19 protein-coding genes and 1 riboswitch are annotated in these 16,560 nt (G+C 64.0%); of the genes, 15 read left to right on the forward strand and 4 right to left on the reverse strand.

The window, feature by feature from the left end; all coding sequences use genetic code 11:
- Positions 1 to 45: 45 nt before the first annotated feature.
- From ACAty_RS01770 to ACAty_RS01815, 10 genes are all read left to right on the forward strand, one after another.
- On the forward strand, positions 46 to 663 hold the full coding sequence (locus ACAty_RS01770) for a MotA/TolQ/ExbB proton channel family protein (protein WP_004870381.1): 618 nt from the start codon (positions 46 to 48) through the stop codon (positions 661 to 663).
- Positions 660 to 1,067 (forward strand): ExbD/TolR family protein, encoded by a 408-nt coding sequence (locus tag ACAty_RS01775; protein ID WP_004870383.1) that lies wholly within the window; start codon positions 660 to 662, stop codon positions 1,065 to 1,067. Before ACAty_RS01770 ends, ACAty_RS01775 begins: the two co-directional genes overlap by 4 nt.
- 61 nt (positions 1,068 to 1,128) lie before the next feature.
- Complete coding sequence (locus ACAty_RS01780) at positions 1,129 to 1,842, forward strand: lysophospholipid acyltransferase family protein (RefSeq protein ID WP_004870385.1); 714 nt, start codon at positions 1,129 to 1,131, stop codon at positions 1,840 to 1,842.
- A 2-nt stretch (positions 1,843 to 1,844) separates the two neighbouring features.
- Complete coding sequence (locus ACAty_RS01785; RefSeq protein ID WP_004870387.1) at positions 1,845 to 3,008, forward strand: hypothetical protein; 1,164 nt, start codon at positions 1,845 to 1,847, stop codon at positions 3,006 to 3,008.
- Positions 3,009 to 3,011: 3 nt separating this feature from the next.
- Positions 3,012 to 3,992: a tetraacyldisaccharide 4'-kinase gene (lpxK, locus tag ACAty_RS01790; RefSeq protein WP_004870388.1), complete on the forward strand. Its 981-nt coding sequence runs from the start codon at positions 3,012 to 3,014 to the stop codon at positions 3,990 to 3,992.
- 16 nt (positions 3,993 to 4,008) lie between these two features.
- Positions 4,009 to 4,194 (forward strand): Trm112 family protein, encoded by a 186-nt coding sequence (locus ACAty_RS01795; RefSeq protein ID WP_004870390.1) that lies wholly within the window; start codon positions 4,009 to 4,011, stop codon positions 4,192 to 4,194.
- Complete coding sequence (gene kdsB, locus ACAty_RS01800; protein ID WP_004870392.1) at positions 4,191 to 4,970, forward strand: 3-deoxy-manno-octulosonate cytidylyltransferase; 780 nt, start codon at positions 4,191 to 4,193, stop codon at positions 4,968 to 4,970. The genes ACAty_RS01795 and kdsB overlap by 4 nt, the downstream gene beginning before the upstream one ends.
- 56 nt (positions 4,971 to 5,026) lie before the next feature.
- Positions 5,027 to 5,548, forward strand: coding sequence for an inorganic diphosphatase (gene ppa / locus ACAty_RS01805; RefSeq protein WP_004870394.1), 522 nt, complete (start codon positions 5,027 to 5,029; stop codon positions 5,546 to 5,548).
- A gap of 60 nt (positions 5,549 to 5,608) precedes the next feature.
- Positions 5,609 to 5,992: a hypothetical protein gene (locus ACAty_RS01810; RefSeq protein ID WP_226047747.1), complete on the forward strand. Its 384-nt coding sequence runs from the start codon at positions 5,609 to 5,611 to the stop codon at positions 5,990 to 5,992.
- A 42-nt stretch (positions 5,993 to 6,034) separates the two neighbouring features.
- Positions 6,035 to 6,454, forward strand: a complete 420-nt coding sequence (locus ACAty_RS01815; protein ID WP_004870398.1) for a rhodanese-like domain-containing protein — start codon at positions 6,035 to 6,037, stop codon at positions 6,452 to 6,454.
- Here ACAty_RS01815 and ACAty_RS01820 read toward each other — a convergent pair.
- On the reverse strand, positions 6,443 to 7,387 hold the full coding sequence (locus tag ACAty_RS01820) for a carbohydrate kinase family protein (RefSeq protein WP_004870399.1): 945 nt from the start codon (positions 7,385 to 7,387) through the stop codon (positions 6,443 to 6,445). The genes ACAty_RS01815 and ACAty_RS01820 overlap by 12 nt on opposite strands.
- 122 nt (positions 7,388 to 7,509) lie before the next feature.
- Between ACAty_RS01820 and ACAty_RS01825 the strand changes: the two genes are divergently transcribed.
- The 5 genes from ACAty_RS01825 to ACAty_RS01845 all read left to right on the forward strand — a co-directional run bounded on the left by ACAty_RS01825 (position 7,510) and on the right by ACAty_RS01845 (position 12,766).
- A complete protein-coding gene (locus tag ACAty_RS01825) occupies positions 7,510 to 8,097 on the forward strand; it encodes an outer membrane beta-barrel protein (RefSeq protein ID WP_226047773.1) in 588 nt (195 codons plus the stop codon).
- 142 nt (positions 8,098 to 8,239) lie between these two features.
- Entirely contained in the window at positions 8,240 to 9,409 is a 1,170-nt protein-coding gene (gene metK, locus ACAty_RS01830) for a methionine adenosyltransferase (RefSeq protein WP_004870405.1), read from the forward strand.
- Positions 9,410 to 9,442: 33 nt separating this feature from the next.
- A riboswitch (S-adenosyl-L-homocysteine riboswitch) is annotated at positions 9,443 to 9,545 on the forward strand.
- Between the two features lie 19 nt (positions 9,546 to 9,564).
- Positions 9,565 to 10,971 (forward strand): adenosylhomocysteinase, encoded by a 1,407-nt coding sequence (gene ahcY, locus ACAty_RS01835; RefSeq protein ID WP_014002237.1) that lies wholly within the window; start codon positions 9,565 to 9,567, stop codon positions 10,969 to 10,971.
- The gene (gene metF, locus ACAty_RS01840; RefSeq protein ID WP_004870413.1) at positions 10,971 to 11,801 is read left to right on the forward strand and encodes a methylenetetrahydrofolate reductase [NAD(P)H]; all 831 of its coding nucleotides are present in this window, start codon (positions 10,971 to 10,973) and stop codon (positions 11,799 to 11,801) included. The genes ahcY and metF overlap by 1 nt, the downstream gene beginning before the upstream one ends.
- Before the next feature lie 92 nt (positions 11,802 to 11,893).
- The gene (locus ACAty_RS01845) at positions 11,894 to 12,766 is read left to right on the forward strand and encodes a phosphoribulokinase (protein ID WP_004870414.1); all 873 of its coding nucleotides are present in this window, start codon (positions 11,894 to 11,896) and stop codon (positions 12,764 to 12,766) included.
- 94 nt (positions 12,767 to 12,860) lie between these two features.
- Here the strand turns inward: ACAty_RS01845 and ACAty_RS01850 are convergent, their stop codons facing one another.
- Genes ACAty_RS01850 through glgB form a run of 3 tightly spaced genes read right to left on the reverse strand, consistent with a single transcriptional unit; the run spans position 12,861 to position 16,421 of the window.
- The gene (locus ACAty_RS01850; RefSeq protein ID WP_004870416.1) at positions 12,861 to 13,805 is read right to left on the reverse strand and encodes an SPFH domain-containing protein; all 945 of its coding nucleotides are present in this window, start codon (positions 13,803 to 13,805) and stop codon (positions 12,861 to 12,863) included.
- Positions 13,790 to 14,230: an NfeD family protein gene (locus ACAty_RS01855; protein WP_004870418.1), complete on the reverse strand. Its 441-nt coding sequence runs from the start codon at positions 14,228 to 14,230 to the stop codon at positions 13,790 to 13,792. Before ACAty_RS01855 ends, ACAty_RS01850 begins: the two co-directional genes overlap by 16 nt.
- 4 nt (positions 14,231 to 14,234) lie before the next feature.
- Complete coding sequence (gene glgB / locus ACAty_RS01860; RefSeq protein ID WP_038471509.1) at positions 14,235 to 16,421, reverse strand: 1,4-alpha-glucan branching protein GlgB; 2,187 nt, start codon at positions 16,419 to 16,421, stop codon at positions 14,235 to 14,237.
- Positions 16,422 to 16,560 lie beyond the last annotated feature (139 nt).

Raw genomic sequence — 16,560 nt, forward strand, 5'->3', positions numbered from 1 at the left:
TGTTGCTATATTTCACGCTGTCCAAAACGACTCGTGGGAGCTTGCGTGCACGACTTGTGGGAATTGTTTCGCCTTGGGGGCTTTGTCCTGCCCATTCTCCTCTTGGCCGCGGTCATCGCCCTGGCCATAGCGGGTAATCGCCTCTGGGTGCTGCGGCGGGCCCGCATTGCGCCGCGCGGCCTGGTGGAGCGTGTCGGTGAACTGGTGGAGGCAGGCAAGGTGCAGCAGGCGGTGAAAATCCTGTACGAGAACGACACGCCCCTGGCCCGTATCCTCCTCACCGCCCTGCAACAGGCGGGCCAACCGCGCGACGTCATCAAGGAGATGGTGGAGGAAGCGGGACGGCAGGAGGTGGCGCACCTGGATCGCTACCTGAATTTTCTCGGCAGTATCGCCGGGGTGGCGCCCCTGCTCGGGCTCCTGGGTACGGTGATCGGCATCATGCATGCCTTTGCGGCCATCGGTATGGTGGGCATGGGTGATCCCAAGGCCCTGGCCGGTGGCATCGCCGAGGCCCTCATCACCACCGCGGGCGGCCTGAGCGTTGCCATCCCCAGTCTGCTCTTCTATCGGTATTTTCGCGGGCGGGTGGAGACCTTGGTGCTGGCGACGGAAAAGGAGGCGCTGAAGCTCATCAACCTCTTGGGTGGAGGCAAGGCGTGAATTTTCGCCGACCGAGTCTCGAAGAACCGGAGATCAATGTCATCTCCATGGTGGACATCGTCCTCGTTTTGCTCCTGTTTTTCATGGTGACCACGAGCTTCGTGCACCAGTCGCACCTGTCCATGCAACTGCCCAAGGCACAGCAGGCTGCCGCCGGCGAGCCCAAGTCTCCCATCGTCATCGACCTGGCCGCCAGTGGCGCCGTGAGCATCGATCACCAAACGCTCTCCATGACGCAGCTTGCCGCTCGCCTCAAGGCTCTGGCGGCCAAGGATCCCGAGCGGGTGATCGTGCTGCGCGCCGATCGCAACGCCACCCAGCAGTACGTCGTGGACGTGCTGGATGCCGCCCAGGAAGCCGGACTGACGCGTATCAGCTTTGCCACGCTGACCAGTAGCCACTGATGCCGCAAGCCGAGCGCGCCGCTGCCGTTCCACCTTTGCCCATGTCCGCAGCGTTTGCCTGATGCGTCTGTCCGGTCGGTCCCTGGACCTTGCCGCCTGGCTGGCTGCCCTGATTCTCGGTAGCATCGGTCGTAGTCTGCGCTGGCGGGAAGAGGGTGCTGAGGGGGTGCGAGCATTGGTCGCCCGTGGTCAGCCTTTTATCCTCGTGTTTTGGCACGGACGCCTCGCCATGCTGCCACGCCTGTATCGGGAAGTCGGTGGCCGGCGGGTGAAGATTCTCATCAGCGATCATCGGGACGGCGAGTTGATTGCCCGCGCCATGGCCCACTGGGGCTTTGGCGCGGTACGCGGTTCTACCCGCCGGGGCGCGGTGCGCGGTGCCAAGGGTATGCTGCGCGCGGCGCGGGAGGGGTACGATCTTGCCATCACGCCCGATGGTCCCCGCGGGCCGCGGGAAGTGCTGCAGGCTGGGGTAGTGGACCTGGCGCGTCTGTCGGGCCTGCCCCTGGTGCCGGTGACCTTTTCGGCGCGTTGGGCCTGGGAGTTCGGCAGTTGGGATCGTTTTCTCTTGCCGCGTCCCGGCAGTCGCGCCCTGGCGCTCTGGGGAGAGCCGGTCTGGGTAGGCAGGAATCAGTCGCCCGCCGCCGCGGACGAGTTGACGCGCCAGTTGGAGGATACCCTACGCCGCATGCGTCAGCGCGCCGATGCACTAGTCGGACGCCGACCCTGCCGGGAAAGGGGCGGAAGCCGGAAGCGGATCGAGCCCGGGGAGTGACCATGAGTTATTACGGAGGCAATTTCTGGCGCGCGCGCTGGAGCTCCTGGCAGGACGCACGCGCCGGACGCCGGGCGCAGGCCAATGGCCGCTGGGGATTTCTGCGCGCACCGGGAGAGCGGGGCCCGCTGCTGTGGCTGCAGACCTACGCCGATGCCGAGGAGTTGCAGCTGGCCCTGGAGCTGGCGCGGGCCATCACCGACAAACGTCGGGATCTGCGCGTGGCCCTGACCTTCGAGGAAGAGCCGGAAGATCTCGCGCAGATGGCCAACGGTATTCCCCGACTGGGTCTCGGTTTTGGGCCCTGCGATCATCCCACGGCACTGCGCCGCAGTCTGGAACGCCTGCGCCCCCTGCGGGCCATGACCGTGGGTGGCACGGTGCGACCGGGCTGGCAGCAGCAACTGGAACGTGCCGGGGTGTCGGCCCTGGCCGTGGCAAGCGAGCCGCAGGCCCCCCGGGCTGCCCCGGCGGGAAGCGCTCCCTGGGAGGCCATTTATCCCCGCAGTCTGGGCCAGTGGCAACGCTGGCAGACGCAGGGTCTACGCGCTACGGTGCTGCAAGCGCCGGTGGATTTCGCAAGCCTCATCACCATCGCCCAGGTCGAGCCCAATTTTCGCAGTCTCGCCCTGGGTTCCCGCAGCGAAGCGCTGTTCTGGGTGACGGGGCTCGATCCTCGGGATCTGCCGGCCTGGATCAGCGCCTGGCAGGCCTGGCCCCATCACGACGAAGCCCTGCTTTTTCTCGAGTCCCGCGTGGGTCTGGACACTTTGCCCGCCTTATCCCGCTGGGATCGCAGCCCCCTCACGCCCGGCAGCGTGGTTTGGGTGGATTCTCCCCGCTGGCGCCCAGCTTTGGCGGCTGCCGCCACCGCCATTCACGCCGAGGCGCTCAGCCCGGCGCTGACCTGGCAGCTCTTTGCCGGGGGGCGGCCCTGTTCCATGGCGCCAAGGGTGGAACTGGAGCTGCCGACGACGGTGGATCTCGCCCCGGTTCTGGTCCGCCCCTCCGGGCATGCCGAAGTGCTGTCGTACTGGTGGGACATGTGGCGCGACGCCCATGGAGCGCGTGAGCGCGGCGACGCCCTGCGGCGACTGTTCTGGCAGGTACGGCGTGAGGCCGGTGCGCGCCTGCCGGAACTGCTGCAACGGGTCTTCGACTGGTAGGCCGTGGGTCTGCGTCAGCGCCTCGAACAAGAGTGGTATGGCGGCGGGCCGTTGGTTAACGCCTTGCGGCCGCTGGGGGCCCTGACCTGTGCCCTGGCGGGCTGGCGCCGGCGCCACGTGCGCGGCCGGGGGGGGGCGCTACCCAGTCTCGTGGTCGGCAATCTGACGGTGGGCGGTAATGGCAAGACGCCCTTGACCCTGGCCATCGGTCGCCGCATGCAGGACTGGGGCGTGGCCGTGGCCGTGGTGAGCCGAGGGCACGGTGCTCATCCACCGGAGTTGCCCTATCGCGTGAATCCGGACGACACCTCGGTACGGGCGGGCGATGAGCCACTCCTGCTGGCCCAGACCCTGCCCGTATATCTCAGCCCGCGGCGACATGCCGGTATCGCTGCCGCCGCTGCTGCAGGTTTTCGCTGGGCGCTTCTGGACGATGGCTTTCAGCACCTGGCCTTGCGTGCGGATCTGCGTCTTTTGGTGTTTTCTGGCGCACGGCCCCTGGGCAACGGTCGCTGTCTGCCCGCCGGGCCGCTGCGCGAGCCACGCTCTGCTTGGGAGCAGGCCGACGCCGTGCTGCTGGATGAGGCTGTGGGCAGTCTGCCTCTGCCGCCGACCCTCCCCCAGTTTCGCTACCGCTTGCAGGTGGTGGGCGCGCAGCGCCTGGGAGATGCCGGGCAGCGCATCGACCCCCGGCAGTGGCGCGGTCGGCGCTTCAGTGCCGTCACCGGCATCGCCCGACCGGAGCGATTTTTGCAAACCCTGAAGACGCTGGGTGTCGAGACGCGTCTCTATGCCTTTGCCGATCACCACGCCTTCCGCCCCGAGGACCTGCAGGCTATCCCCCGTCCCCTCGTCATGACGGCCAAGGATGCCGTAAAATGCGCAAGCTTCGCCGGGCCGGACGATTGGGTGTTGCTCACCGAGGCTGAGCCCGAATCGGCCTTCTGGGATTGGTTGCATTCGGCCATAATGAAGCGGTCCTAATTTCCGGGAGAGTCCCATGAGCATCGATCGCCGTTTGCTGGACCTGTTGGCCTGTCCCCAGTGCAAGGGTACGCTCCGGCCCTGTCGCCAGCGGGAGGCTCTCTGCTGTGAGCGTTGCCAGCTCCTGTTTCCCATTCTCGACGATATTCCCGTCCTGCTCCTGGACGAAGCCCAGCCCTTTAGCGGATCGCCGCCACCATGAACTTCACCGTCCTCATCCCGGCGCGGCTGGCCTCCACCCGCCTGCCCGGCAAGGTCCTGCTGGACGTCGCTGGCCTGCCCATGGTCGAGCAGGTACGCCGCCGTGCCCTGGAAAGTGGTGCCGAACGGGTGGTGGTTGCCGCCGATGACCCGCAGATCGTCGAGCGGATTCACCGCTTCGGTGGTGAGGCCTTGCTGACCGCGACGACGCACCGCTGCGGTAGTGAGCGACTGGCGGAGGCGGCACGCCTTCTGGGCCTTGGGGACGAAGAGATCGTCGTCAATCTGCAGGGGGATGAGCCTGGTATGGATCCGGCACTCATCCGTGCCGTGGCAAAGCTGCTGGCAGCCGTTCCCGCACCCGTGGCGACGGTGGCGGTGCCCATCCAAAAAACGGAGGAACTCCTGGATCCGCACGCCGTCAAGGTGGCCCTGGCGGGTGATGGTCGTGCCCTGTACTTTTCGCGGGCGCCCATTCCCTGGCGGCGGGACGACTTCCCCCCGACCTCCACAACCCTGCCGGCGCCAGGGAGCCACTGGCGCCATCTGGGTCTCTATGCCTATCGCCAGGCCTTTCTGCAGGACTACGCCTCCTGGCCCGCCTCCGCGCTGGAGGACATGGAAGCCCTGGAGCAATTACGCATTCTCGAACGCGGGTACAGCATCTTCGTGCACCGAGCGCAGCAGGCGCCCGTGACCGGCGTCGATACCGCCGATGACCTGGAGCGGGTACGGCGCGCCTTTGCCGCGCGCCAGCCTTCCACGGCGGTGCCGTAACCTTTTCGCGAATACCGCCATATCTTCTGATCTCGCAACGAAAGGAGTGATAGCTAATGGACCTCAAACACATCCCCGCCGGCCGCGCCCTGCCCGACGACATTCACGTCGTCATCGAGATTCCCCAGGGCTCCAGCATCAAATACGAGGTGGACAAGGCCTCGGGAGCCGTCTTCGTGGATCGCTTCCTCTTCACGTCCATGCACTATCCCCTCAATTACGGCTTCATCCCCAATACCCTCTCCGATGATGGCGATCCCACGGACGTGCTGGTTCTGGCGCCCCAGGCCGTGGCTCCGGGCGTGGTCCTGCGCGCCCGGCCGGTGGCGGTGTTGTTGATGGAAGACGAGAGCGGAGTGGATGCCAAGATCGTCGCGGTGCCCCACGGCAAGCTCGCCGCTGGTTATGAGGCGATACGGGACGTCCACGATCTGCCCACGGACCTGCGCGATCGGGTCCGGCATTTCTTTGAACACTACAAGGATCTCGAGCCCGGCAAGTGGGTGAAGCTCAAGGATTGGGCCGATGCCGCCGAGGCCCGCCGCATCATCAGCGCCGACGCGGCCCGCGCCGGCTGAAACTTGCGCACGGCACGCGGGGCCGGCAGACTGGGTGGGTTGCCCATGGAGGTTTCGGCCATGAAAACCCCAGCCAAGTCCATCGCCCAGCGCCACGGTTACCGCGGCCTGCAGCGTTCCGATGGCCCTGCCCTGCTGCCCGAGGAACCCCTGTGGCGACGGGTACCCAGTCGCGACGAAGAGGGCCGGTGTCTTGCGGATTTTCGCATGATCATCCCCGGACTGCGCGACAGATCGGGCTCCCAGCAACGCAATACCCTGCGTATCGTCAACGCCGTCCTTCAGCACTACGGCGCCTGGGTCGTCTTTGCCGACTTCAATTTTCGCACCAATCTACTTTGGGTCAGCATCAAGCCGCGGCCGGGTTTGACCTTGGAGATTCCAGCCGCCATCAAGACCTTGGTGCCCGAGGCCTTGCTGCTGGCCGCCTACTGGCGTCGTTGACGAGGCCCAGGGACCATCCACGCATAGCCCAGGAGGTACAGCATGACCAGCAAAAAAAGCCTGGCCGATTTCATCCACGCCGCCCGGGCCGAAGTGCCCGAGGTGGATTGCGAGACGGTACAGGGTTGGTTCGAGATGGGTGATGACGTCCTCGTCGTCGATGTCCGGCAGCGTGAGGACTATGAGGCCGGACGCCTGCCCGGTGCCGTTCACGCGCCACGCGACCATCTGGAGGCCTTGGCCGACCCCAACTACCTGCGCTGCCACCCGGAACTTGCCCGCGCCCACAATCGCCGCGTCCTGCTCTACTGCGACAGTGGCACGCGCTCCCTGCTCGCGGCCCGCACCCTCAAGGACATGGGTTTCGTGGAAGTCTATAACCTCAGCGGCGGGTATCACGTCTGGGAGGCAGAGGATCTGCCCACCCATGCCGGCCCGCCCGCTGCACCTTCAGCCGGGTAGATCGCTGCCGAAGCTGTCGCGATAGCGCGCGCGGAAGTCGCGCAGGTCGAAGTGGTGATTCTGGGTCCCCGCGCTCTCGATCTTGTAGGCACCCATGAGTGAGGCCACCCGACCACAGGTGGGCCAGTCCCAACCATGCTCCAGACCGTAGAGCAGGCCAGCCCGGTAGGCGTCGCCGCAGCCCGTGGGATCGACGACCTGGCGTGCCTTGGCGGCGGGGATGGCAATGTGCTCGCCTTGGGTGTGGATGGTGGAGCCTTCCTCGCCGGCGGTCACCACCAGGGCCTTGAGCTTGCCGCGCAGGGTGTCCAGATCCCACCCGGTACGCTGCAGGATCAACTGGCACTCGTAGCTGTTGACGGTGAGGTAGTCGGCCTTTTCCACGAGCGTGCGCAGGGTGTCGCTGTCGAAGAGGGGCAGCCCCTGACCGGGATCGAAGATCGTCTGCACGCCAGCCTCCACCAGGTCCTGGAGGTGCTGGACCATGGCCGCCAGGCCATCGGGCGCGACGATACCCCAGCGGGTTCCAGCGGGTACCCGTCCCGACAGGCGGTTCTCCTGGGACGAGAACATGGCACCGGGGTGGAAGGCGGTGATCTGGTTGTCGTCGAGGTCCGTGGTGATGAAGGCCTGGGCCGTGTACTGCTCGGGCAGGATGCGGATGTGGCTGGTCTCGATGCCCAAGGCGTGTAGGTGTTCGGCGTAGGGTCCGAAATCCTGCCCGGCGGTACCGACGATGAGGGGTTCCCCACCCAGGAGCTTGAGGTTGTAGGCAATGTTGCCGGCACATCCACCAAAATCCTTGCGCATCTCGGGTACCGTGAAGGATACGTTGAGCATGTGCACCTGATCCGGCAGGATGTGCGCCTTGAAGCGGTCCTGAAAGACCATGATGGTGTCGTAGGCCAGGGAACCGCAGACGATCGTGGGCATGGAGTCTCCTTGTTGGATTTCTGTCAAAAAGAACGTAAGGCTGTGGTATTTTTATCTAAGACGCATTACAATGATACCAGTTTTCCATCGACGTGGCGGTTTCGGGAGTGGCGGTCGTGCGGATGTCCTTGCGCCTTGGGCTTGCGGCCCTGTGTTTCCTGGCGGTGCCGGTGTTTGCCAGCGCCGCCGATCGGGCGTACGTCGACCTTTTCGGCGGTAACACCTGGCTCGACTCCGGCAGCGGTCTGGGTGGCAACGACCACGCCCCCGTACTGGGTCTGCGCGTCGGTCAGAGGGTGGATGCCCACCTCGGTATCGAGGCTCAGGTTGCCGCAGCCTTTGCCCAGTTGCAAAAGCCCGTCGGCCAAAGTGCCAAGCAGTACAGTGGTGCCGTCATCGGCAATCTCTACGCCTTCAACGGACCCAACACGCCCTACCTCTCCCTGGGCCTCGGTGCATCCAGCAATGTCTTTGGTACCGCGGCCGGGCGGGTGACCAATCCCGTCGCCATCTTTGGGGTGGGTTATCAGCATCTGCTGGGGGATCACTTCGGTCTGCGTCTGGATGTGCAGGATCAGATGCTCTTCGACAACCCCGTGCCCCACAATGGTCTGCTGAACGATGTACAGGTCACCGGCGGCATTTCGTACTTCTGGGGCGGTTCCGGCCGTCATCGCGCGTTCCCCATCATCGGGCCCGCCAAGCCCTGAGGTCGTGGGGCCCCTGCCCAGTCCCCCATGAAGGCCATTTGTCGCCTGTCTGAGCGCCTTTCACTTCGTTGCGCAGCCGTCCTCTGCTATAGTCGCAGCCGCTCACCCGTCCTGTGAAAGGCCATTGCGCGAGGATTTCTGCATGCCCAAGAATTATCTCTTCACCTCCGAATCCGTCTCCGAGGGTCATCCCGACAAGGTCGCGGACCAGATATCCGACGCCATTCTCGATGCCATCCTGGCCCAGGATCCCTATGGACGGGTGGCGGCAGAGACCCTCATCACCACCGGCCTCATCGTCCTTGCCGGTGAAATAACCACGACGGCGCAGCTGGACTATGCCGATGTCGCCCGCCAGACGGTGCGCCGCATCGGTTACGACTCCTCCGAGATGGGTTTCGACTGGGCCTCCTGCGCCGTGGTGCAGACCCTGGGCAAACAGTCCCCGGATATCGCCCAGGGTGTGGACGAGGGCCGTGGTCTCGATCTCGACCAGGGTGCTGGCGATCAGGGTCTGATGTTCGGCTACGCCTGCGACGAAACGGATGTGCTCATGCCCACGCCCATTTACTTTGCCCATCGCCTCACGGAACGGCAGGCTCTGGTGCGCAAGGATGGGCGTCTGCCCTGGTTGCGCCCCGACGCCAAGAGCCAGGTGACGGTGCGCTACGAGGGCTCGCGCCCGGTGGCCATCGACGCCGTCGTGCTCTCCACCCAGCATAGTCCGGAGATCAGCCACGGCGACCTGGTGGATGCCGTGCGGGAAGAGATCATCAAACCGGTCCTGCCCCCGGAGATGTTGCACAAGGACACCAAATACTTCATCAATCCCACAGGCCGCTTCGTCATCGGCGGGCCGGTGGGGGACTGTGGGCTGACGGGTCGCAAGATCATCGTCGATACCTACGGCGGCCAGGGCAGTCACGGCGGTGGCGCCTTCTCTGGCAAGGACCCCTCCAAGGTGGATCGCTCTTCCTCCTACGCCGGCCGCTATGTCGCCAAGAACATCGTCGCTGCCGGCCTTGCCAAACGTTGCGAGGTGCAGATTGCCTACGCCATCGGCATCTCCCAGCCCGTGAGTCTGATGGTGGATACCTTTGGCACCGGCGTCATCGACGATGACCAGATCGCCAAGCTCGTGCGGGAACACTTTGACCTGCGGCCCAAGGGCATCATCCAGATGCTCAACCTGCTCCGTCCCATTTATAGCAAGACCGCAGCCTATGGCCACTTCGGTCGTGAGGAACCGGAGTTTACCTGGGAGCGTACGGACCGGGCGGCCAGCTTGCGGGAGGCCGCCGGCCTGAGGTAAAAAGGTGGGGTGGGCCACGGCCCACCCGCCACCGTGGTCGAGGGGCGCTGCAGCTTCGTCCACCTTCCCCCTGCGCGAAGGTGCCCGATGAAGTCAGGCTCGATCCGGTCTTTCCTTCCAACGGCGCTCGCTTTCATGACCAGAGGATATCGACCATGAATGCTGTGCTGCAGACACACCACGATTACAAGGTTGCCGACATTTCCCTGGCCCATTGGGGCCGTCAGGAAATCGCCATCGCCGAGACGGAAATGCCGGCGCTCATGGCCATTCGCCGCAAATATCGGGCCGAGCAGCCCCTCAAGGGAGCCCGCATCGCCGGCTGCATCCACATGACGATCCAGACGGCGGTGCTCATCGAAACCCTGGTGGCCTTGGGTGCCGAGGTGCGTTGGTCGTCCTGCAATATCTTCTCGACCCAGGATCAGGCGGCGGCCGCCATTGCTGCCGCTGGTATTCCCGTCTTTGCCTGGAAGGGCGAGAGCGAGGAAGAATACTGGTGGTGCGTGGAGCAAACCATCCGGGGTCCCGAGGGCTGGCGGCCCAACATGCTCCTGGACGATGGCGGTGACCTCACTGGCCTGCTCCACGACAAGTATCCGGATCTCCTGCGCGACATCCACGGGGTCTCGGAAGAGACGACCACCGGCGTCCACCGTCTGTGGGAGATGCTCAAGGAAGGCAAGCTGCGCATCCCCGCCATCAATGTCAACGACTCCGTGACCAAGAGCAAGAACGACAACAAGTACGGTTGTCGCCACTCCCTCAACGATGCCATCAAGCGCGCGACGGACCACCTGCTCTCGGGCAAGCGTGCTCTCGTCATGGGCTATGGTGACGTGGGTAAGGGCTCCGCGGCCTCCTTGCGCCAGGAAGGCATGATCGTGCGGGTGACGGAGGTGGATCCCATCTGCGCCATGCAGGCCTGCATGGACGGCTACGAGGTCGTCTCGCCCTACGTCGGCGGTATCAACGATGGTACACCGGACTGCATCGATCGTTCCCTCCTAGGGCAGATCGACCTGCTGGTTACGGCCACCGGCAACGTCAATGTCTGCGATGCGGAAATACTCAAGGCGCTCAAGAAGGGAGCCGTGGTCTGCAATATTGGCCATTTCGACAACGAGATCGATACGGCCTTCATGCGCAAGCACTGGGCCTGGGAAGAGGTCAAACCCCAGGTGCACAAGGTCTACCGCCAGATTCCGGCGGGGGGCAAGGTGGATCTCGGCGATGATGACTACCTGATCCTGCTCTCCGAGGGGCGCCTGGTGAACCTTGGCAATGCCACGGGTCACCCCAGCCGCATCATGGACGGCTCCTTTGCCAATCAGGTGCTGGCGCAGATGCACCTTTACGCGGCGGGCTTTGCCCACCTGCCCGAAGAGGAGAAGGCCAAGGCCATCGGCGTGACGGTCTTGCCCAAGAGCCTGGACGAGGAGGTGGCGCGCTACATGGTAGAAGGCTTTGCTGGGGTCATTACCCGCTTGACGGAGGCGCAGGCCCGCTACTTGGGGGTGCCCGTGGACGGCCCCTACAAGAACGACGCGTACCGCTACTGATGGCTACCCGTTGCGAGTTTTCGGTGGAGTTCTTTCCACCGAAAAATCCGGCGGGTGAGGCGAAGCTGCGCGAGACCATCGGGGCGCTGCAGGCGCTGCGTCCCGATTACGCCTCCGTCACCTACGGTGCTGCCGGCTCCACCCAGGAGCGGACCCTGGCGACGGTGGCCATGCTCGCTCGGGATACGGAGCTGGAGGCCGTACCCCACCTCACCTGCATCGGATCCACGGAAGCGGGCATCCGCGCCATCCTCGAACACTACCGGGAACTGGGCATACGCCGTATCGTCGCCCTGCGCGGCGACCTGCCCCCGGATCGGGAAGATCCCGGTTTTTTCCACCAGGCCCTGGACCTCATCGCTTACATTCGTGCCTTTGGCGGCTTTCAGATCTATGCGGCGGCTTACCCAGAGTTTCACCCCAGGGCCGTCCATGCCCGCGCCGATCTGGAGTATCTGCAACGGAAGGTCGAGGCGGGTGCGTCGGGCCTCATCACCCAGTATTTCTATAATCCCGATGCCTACCTGCAGTTGCGCGACGACCTCGCCCGCCGCGGCGTCGATGTTCCCATCACCGTAGGCGTGATGCCCATGACCAACTACGCGCAGATTGCCAATTTTTCGGCGCAGTGTGGTGCCGAGATTCCACAGTTTCTGCGCCGGCGGATGGAAAGCTTTGCCGACGATCCAGGTGCGCAAGCGGAGCTGGCCATCGAGGTGGCCAGTCGGCAATGTCGCCTGCTGCTGGACCAGGGCGCGCCGGGCCTGCATTTCTACACCCTCAATCAGGCCGAAGCCACCCTCGCCATCGCCCGCAACCTCGGTCTTTGAGGGCCTGCATGCGGATGTTACACTCCGATGCAAAGGGCAGACGGGACGTGGCGCCCTGGCCCCACCTTTTCTAACCTCAAAGGAGTTCCTCGATGTCCAAGAAGCATCCTGTCGTTGCGGTCACCGGCTCTTCGGGGGCAGGTACCACCACGGTGAAGCACGCCTTTCACGATATCTTCCGGCGTCTGAAGATCAACCCCGTCGTCATCGAAGGGGACAGTTTTCACCGCTACAATCGCGCGGAGATGCGGGAAGCCATTGCCAAGGCGGCGGCGGAAGGCAAGACCATCAGCCACTTTGGCCCCGAGGGCAACGACTTTGCTGCCTTGGAGGATCTCTTTCGGCAGTACGGTGAGACGGGCACCGGTCGCATGCGTTACTACGTGCACGATGAGGAAGAGGCGGAACTGCGTGGCAGCGCGCCCGGTACCTTCACCCCCTGGCAGCCCATCCCCGAAAACACCGATCTCCTGTTTTACGAGGGTCTGCATGGCGGCGTGAAAACCGAGGAGCACGACGTCGCCAATTATGTGGACCTGCTCGTGGGCGTCGTCCCCGTGGTCAATCTGGAGTGGATCCAGAAGATTCACCGCGACAATGCCCAGCGCGGCTATTCCGCCGAGGCCATCGTCGACACCATTCTGCGGCGGATGCCCGATTACATCCACTACATCACGCCGCAGTTCAGCCGGTCACACATCAACTTCCAGCGGGTACCCATGGTGGATACCTCCAACCCCTTCATTGCCCGGGATATCCCCACACCCGATGAGAGCATGGTGGTCATCCGCTTCGCCAACCGGCGGGATGAGAACTTCCCCTATCTCCTGCAGATGATTCCGGGCAGTTTCATGTCCCGCACCAACACCATCGTCGTCCCCGGGACCAAGATGGGTTATGCCATGGAGGTCATTCTGGGGCCGCGTATCGAGCGGATGATGGAAGAGAAGGGCATGGCCATCTGAAGGACCTGGCCGCGGGCGTCCTTGCGGGCGCCTGAAGTCGAGTGCGCGGGGCCACCGGATGCCGGTGGCCCCGGTTTTTTTGGATGGCGTCCGCTCAGGCTTTCGGTGCGGCGCCGTTGGCGCGATCCTTGGTCTGGACGATGGACAGGGCAGTGGCCACCAGCGCCCCCACATTACCCATGTCCGAGGGAATGACCAGGGAGGTGCCGGCCTTGGCCAGGTTCCCCCATTTTTCGATGTAGTCCTTGGCCAACTGCATCTGCAGGGCCTCCATGCCGCCGGGTCCTTCCACCGAAGCACCGATGACACCGATGGCTTCGGCGGTGGCCTGTGCCACCAACTGAATGGCCTTGGCCTCGCCCTCGGCGCGCAGGATTTCCGCCTGTTTGCGCCCGTCGGCTATGTTGATCTCCTGCTGGCGCTGGCCCTCTGAGGTGTTGATCTGCATCTGTCGCTGGCCTTCGGACTTGGCGATGACTGCGCGTTTTTCCCGCTCGGCGGTAATCTGCAATTCCATGGCGCGGATGATCTCCGCTGGCGGGGTGATGTCCTTGATCTCGTAGCGCAGTACCTTGACGCCCCAGTTCAGGGCGGCTTCATCCACGGCATTGGCGACGGCCGTATTGAGGAGCTGACGTGAGGAGAGGGCCTGATCCAGATGCAGCTTGCCGATCTCCGAGCGCATGCTGGTCTGAGCGAGCTGGATCACCGCCGTATAAGGGTTGCTGGAGCCGTAGGCCGCCTTCACGGGGTCGGTGATCTGGATGTAGAGCACACCATCCACGGTCATGGTGGTGTTGTCGAAGGAGATACACACCTGAGGCGGCACCTCCATGGGGACTTCGCGCATGTCGAAGCGAAAGGCGATGCGGTCGATAAAGGGAAAAATCAGATTCAGACCCGGGCCCAGGACCCGATGATAGCGGCCGAGGCGTTCCACGACCCAGGCGCGCTGCTGCGGGACCACCTGAATGATGGTGCGCAGCAGGAGAAAGGCAGCAAACAGGACGACCAGAATGACGATCAGTGAGGCGGGCATAGAGGCTCCTGTGGTGGGGACACTACGGCAAGCTTGAGGATGTTGCCTTCCTTGGCGACGATGACGGCGCGATCGCCGGGGCAGGCGCTACCCGTTTCCAGTTCCGCCGACCATTCGCTACCGCGGTAGTGCACGCGATACCGTTGTTGTGCGTCGGGACCGCTGAGTATGGCGACGGTCTGACCGAGATCCATATCGTCGATGCCGCTGGCCCTGCGCGCCAGACGATGCCGCAAGGCCATGGTCGCCGGTATGGTGAACAGGCAGGCCGCGAGGAAAACCCAATGGAGGAAATCCGGACGGACGAAGGTGCTGGCACCCAGGGTGATGAGTGCGGCTAGGGCGACGGCCGCCAGATAAAAGGTACCGGTGAAAAGCTCGGCCACGCCCGCGACGAAGGCTATCAGCAGGTAGATGGCCGCCACGGCGCTATTCCTCCTGCCGGCTGAGGAAAACGGCCGCCAGTGGCGGCAAGGTCAGTAGCAGGCTGTGTTCCATGCCCATCCACGCCGTTGCCGTGGCCTCTTGCGGCCAGTTTCCCACGTTGCTGCCGCCGTAGACCTCGGCGTCGCTGTTGAAGATCTCGGCATAGCGCCCGCCGGCCGGGACGCCGATGCGGTAGTCCCGGCGCACCACGGGCGTGAAGTTGAAAACCGCGACAACAAAACCCCCACCGCGATCCCAGCGGAGAAAGCTGAGCACCGACTGCTCCGCATCGTGGCAATCGATCCAGCGGAACCCCTCGGGGGCGAAGTCCTGATCGTGCAGGGCCGTCCTTTCCCGGTGCAGACGATTGAGATCGGCAAAAAGGCGATGCACACCCGCGTGCCAGTCCACCTCCAGGAGTTGCCAGTCGAGACTGCGGCTGCTGTCCCACTCGCGGCCCTGGCCGAGATCGTTGCCCATGAAGTTGAGCTTCTTGCCGGGATGGGCAAACTGATAGGAGAGCAGAAGACGCAGATTGGCGAAGCGCTGCCAGGTGTCTCCGGGCATCTTGTCCAGCAGGGAAGCCTTGCCGTGAACGACCTCGTCGTGGGACAGGGGCAGGACGAAGTTTTCGGTGTAGGCATAGATCTGGCTGAAGGTCAGACTGTCCTGGTGATAGCGGCGGTAGATGGGATCCTCGTGCATGTAGGCCAGGGTGTCGTGCATCCAGCCCATGTTCCACTTCATGGAGAAGCCGAGCCCGCCGACATAGGTGGGGCGAGAGACCATGGGCCAGGCAGTGGATTCCTCGGCGATGCTGAGAATACCTGGAAAACGTTCGTTGAGAACGACGTGCAGTTCCCGCAGGAAATCGATGGCCTCGAGGTTTTCCCGGCCACCATAGCGGTTGGGAATCCACTCGCCCTCCTTGCGCGAGTAATCGCGATAGAGTAGGGAGGCGACGGCGTCCACGCGAAAGCCATCGACATGAAAACGGTCGGCCCAAAAACAGGCGTTGCTCAGGAGAAAGCTGCGCACCTCGTTCCGGCCAAAATTGAAGACGTAGGTTCCCCAGTCCTTCTGTTCACCCTCGCGAGGATCGGCGTGCTCGTAGAGCGCACTGCCATCGAAGCGGGCCAGCCCCCAGTCGTCCTTGGGAAAATGACCGGGTACCCAGTCCAACAGGACGCCGAGGCCGTGGCGATGGCAATGGTCGACGAAGTAGCGGAAGTCATCGGGCGTGCCAAAGCGACTGGTGGGGGCAAAGTAGCCGCTCACCTGATAGCCCCAGGACTCATCCAGAGGGTGCTCCATCACCGGCAGGAGTTCGATGTGGGTGTAGCCCATCCGCTGGCAGTAGTCCACGAGTCTCTCGGCCAACACCCGATAATTCAGGAAATTGCCTTCTTCGTCGCGCTGCCAGGAACCGAGGTGCACCTCATAGATGCTCATGGGAGCGTGCTGCCAGTCGCTTTGGGCACGCGCGGCAAGCCAGGCCTCATCCTGCCACTGGAAGGTGGAGCGGGTGACGCGGGCGGCATTGCTGGGACGTAGTTCAAACTCTTGGGCATAGGGATCGGTCTTGGTGAAGACCAGACCGGTTTCCCGGTGGCGTAGCTCGAATTTGTAGAGTTCGCCCACCTTGAGATCTGGGATGAAAAGCTCCCAGAGGCCGCTTTGCCCGCGCGAGCGCATGGGGTGGGCGCGTCCGTCCCAGCCATTGAAATCTCCCACCACGCTCACCCGTTCGGCATTGGGTGCCCAGACGGCGAAACTGACCCCGTCGACCCCTTCGAGGGTCCGACAGTGGGCACCCAGATGGGCGTAAGCGGCAAGGAGCCGCCCTTCATTGAAAAGGTGGATGTCGAGGTCGGAAAGAAAAGGCAAAAAAGTGTAAGGGTCGTGGCGCTGGTGTTCTCCGCGCAGATCCTGCCAGCGCAGGAGGTAGGGGGTGGGCAGGGGCTCGCTGCTGCGACCCTGAAAGAGTCCGGCCGGGTGCACCTGCTCCAGCGTCTGACTCCCCTGGGCCCAGACGATCTCGGCTCGGCTGGCCGTGGGCAGGAACACCCGTTGCACATAGGCGCCGTTGAGGGCGTGCTGGCCGAGCCAGGCAAAAGGGTCGGCGTGGCGCGCCTCGAGGATGGCCATGGCGTCATCCTCCATCCCTGCCGCTAGCCTTGCACGCGCCATCGCTCTCCCTCTCTTGCCTTGTACCGCTTTGAGCATAGCACAAGCGGTCGCTTTGGGAAGGGACGGTAGCGACGCGACGACGCGCTTGTTCTGACGGAATACTATGTTACCCTCAAGACATACGTACAGAAAAATACTG

Origin of the sequence: Acidithiobacillus caldus ATCC 51756 (genome assembly GCF_000175575.2) — a bacterium.
In the GTDB taxonomy this organism is placed as follows: Bacteria; Pseudomonadota; Gammaproteobacteria; order Acidithiobacillales; family Acidithiobacillaceae; genus Acidithiobacillus_A; species Acidithiobacillus_A caldus.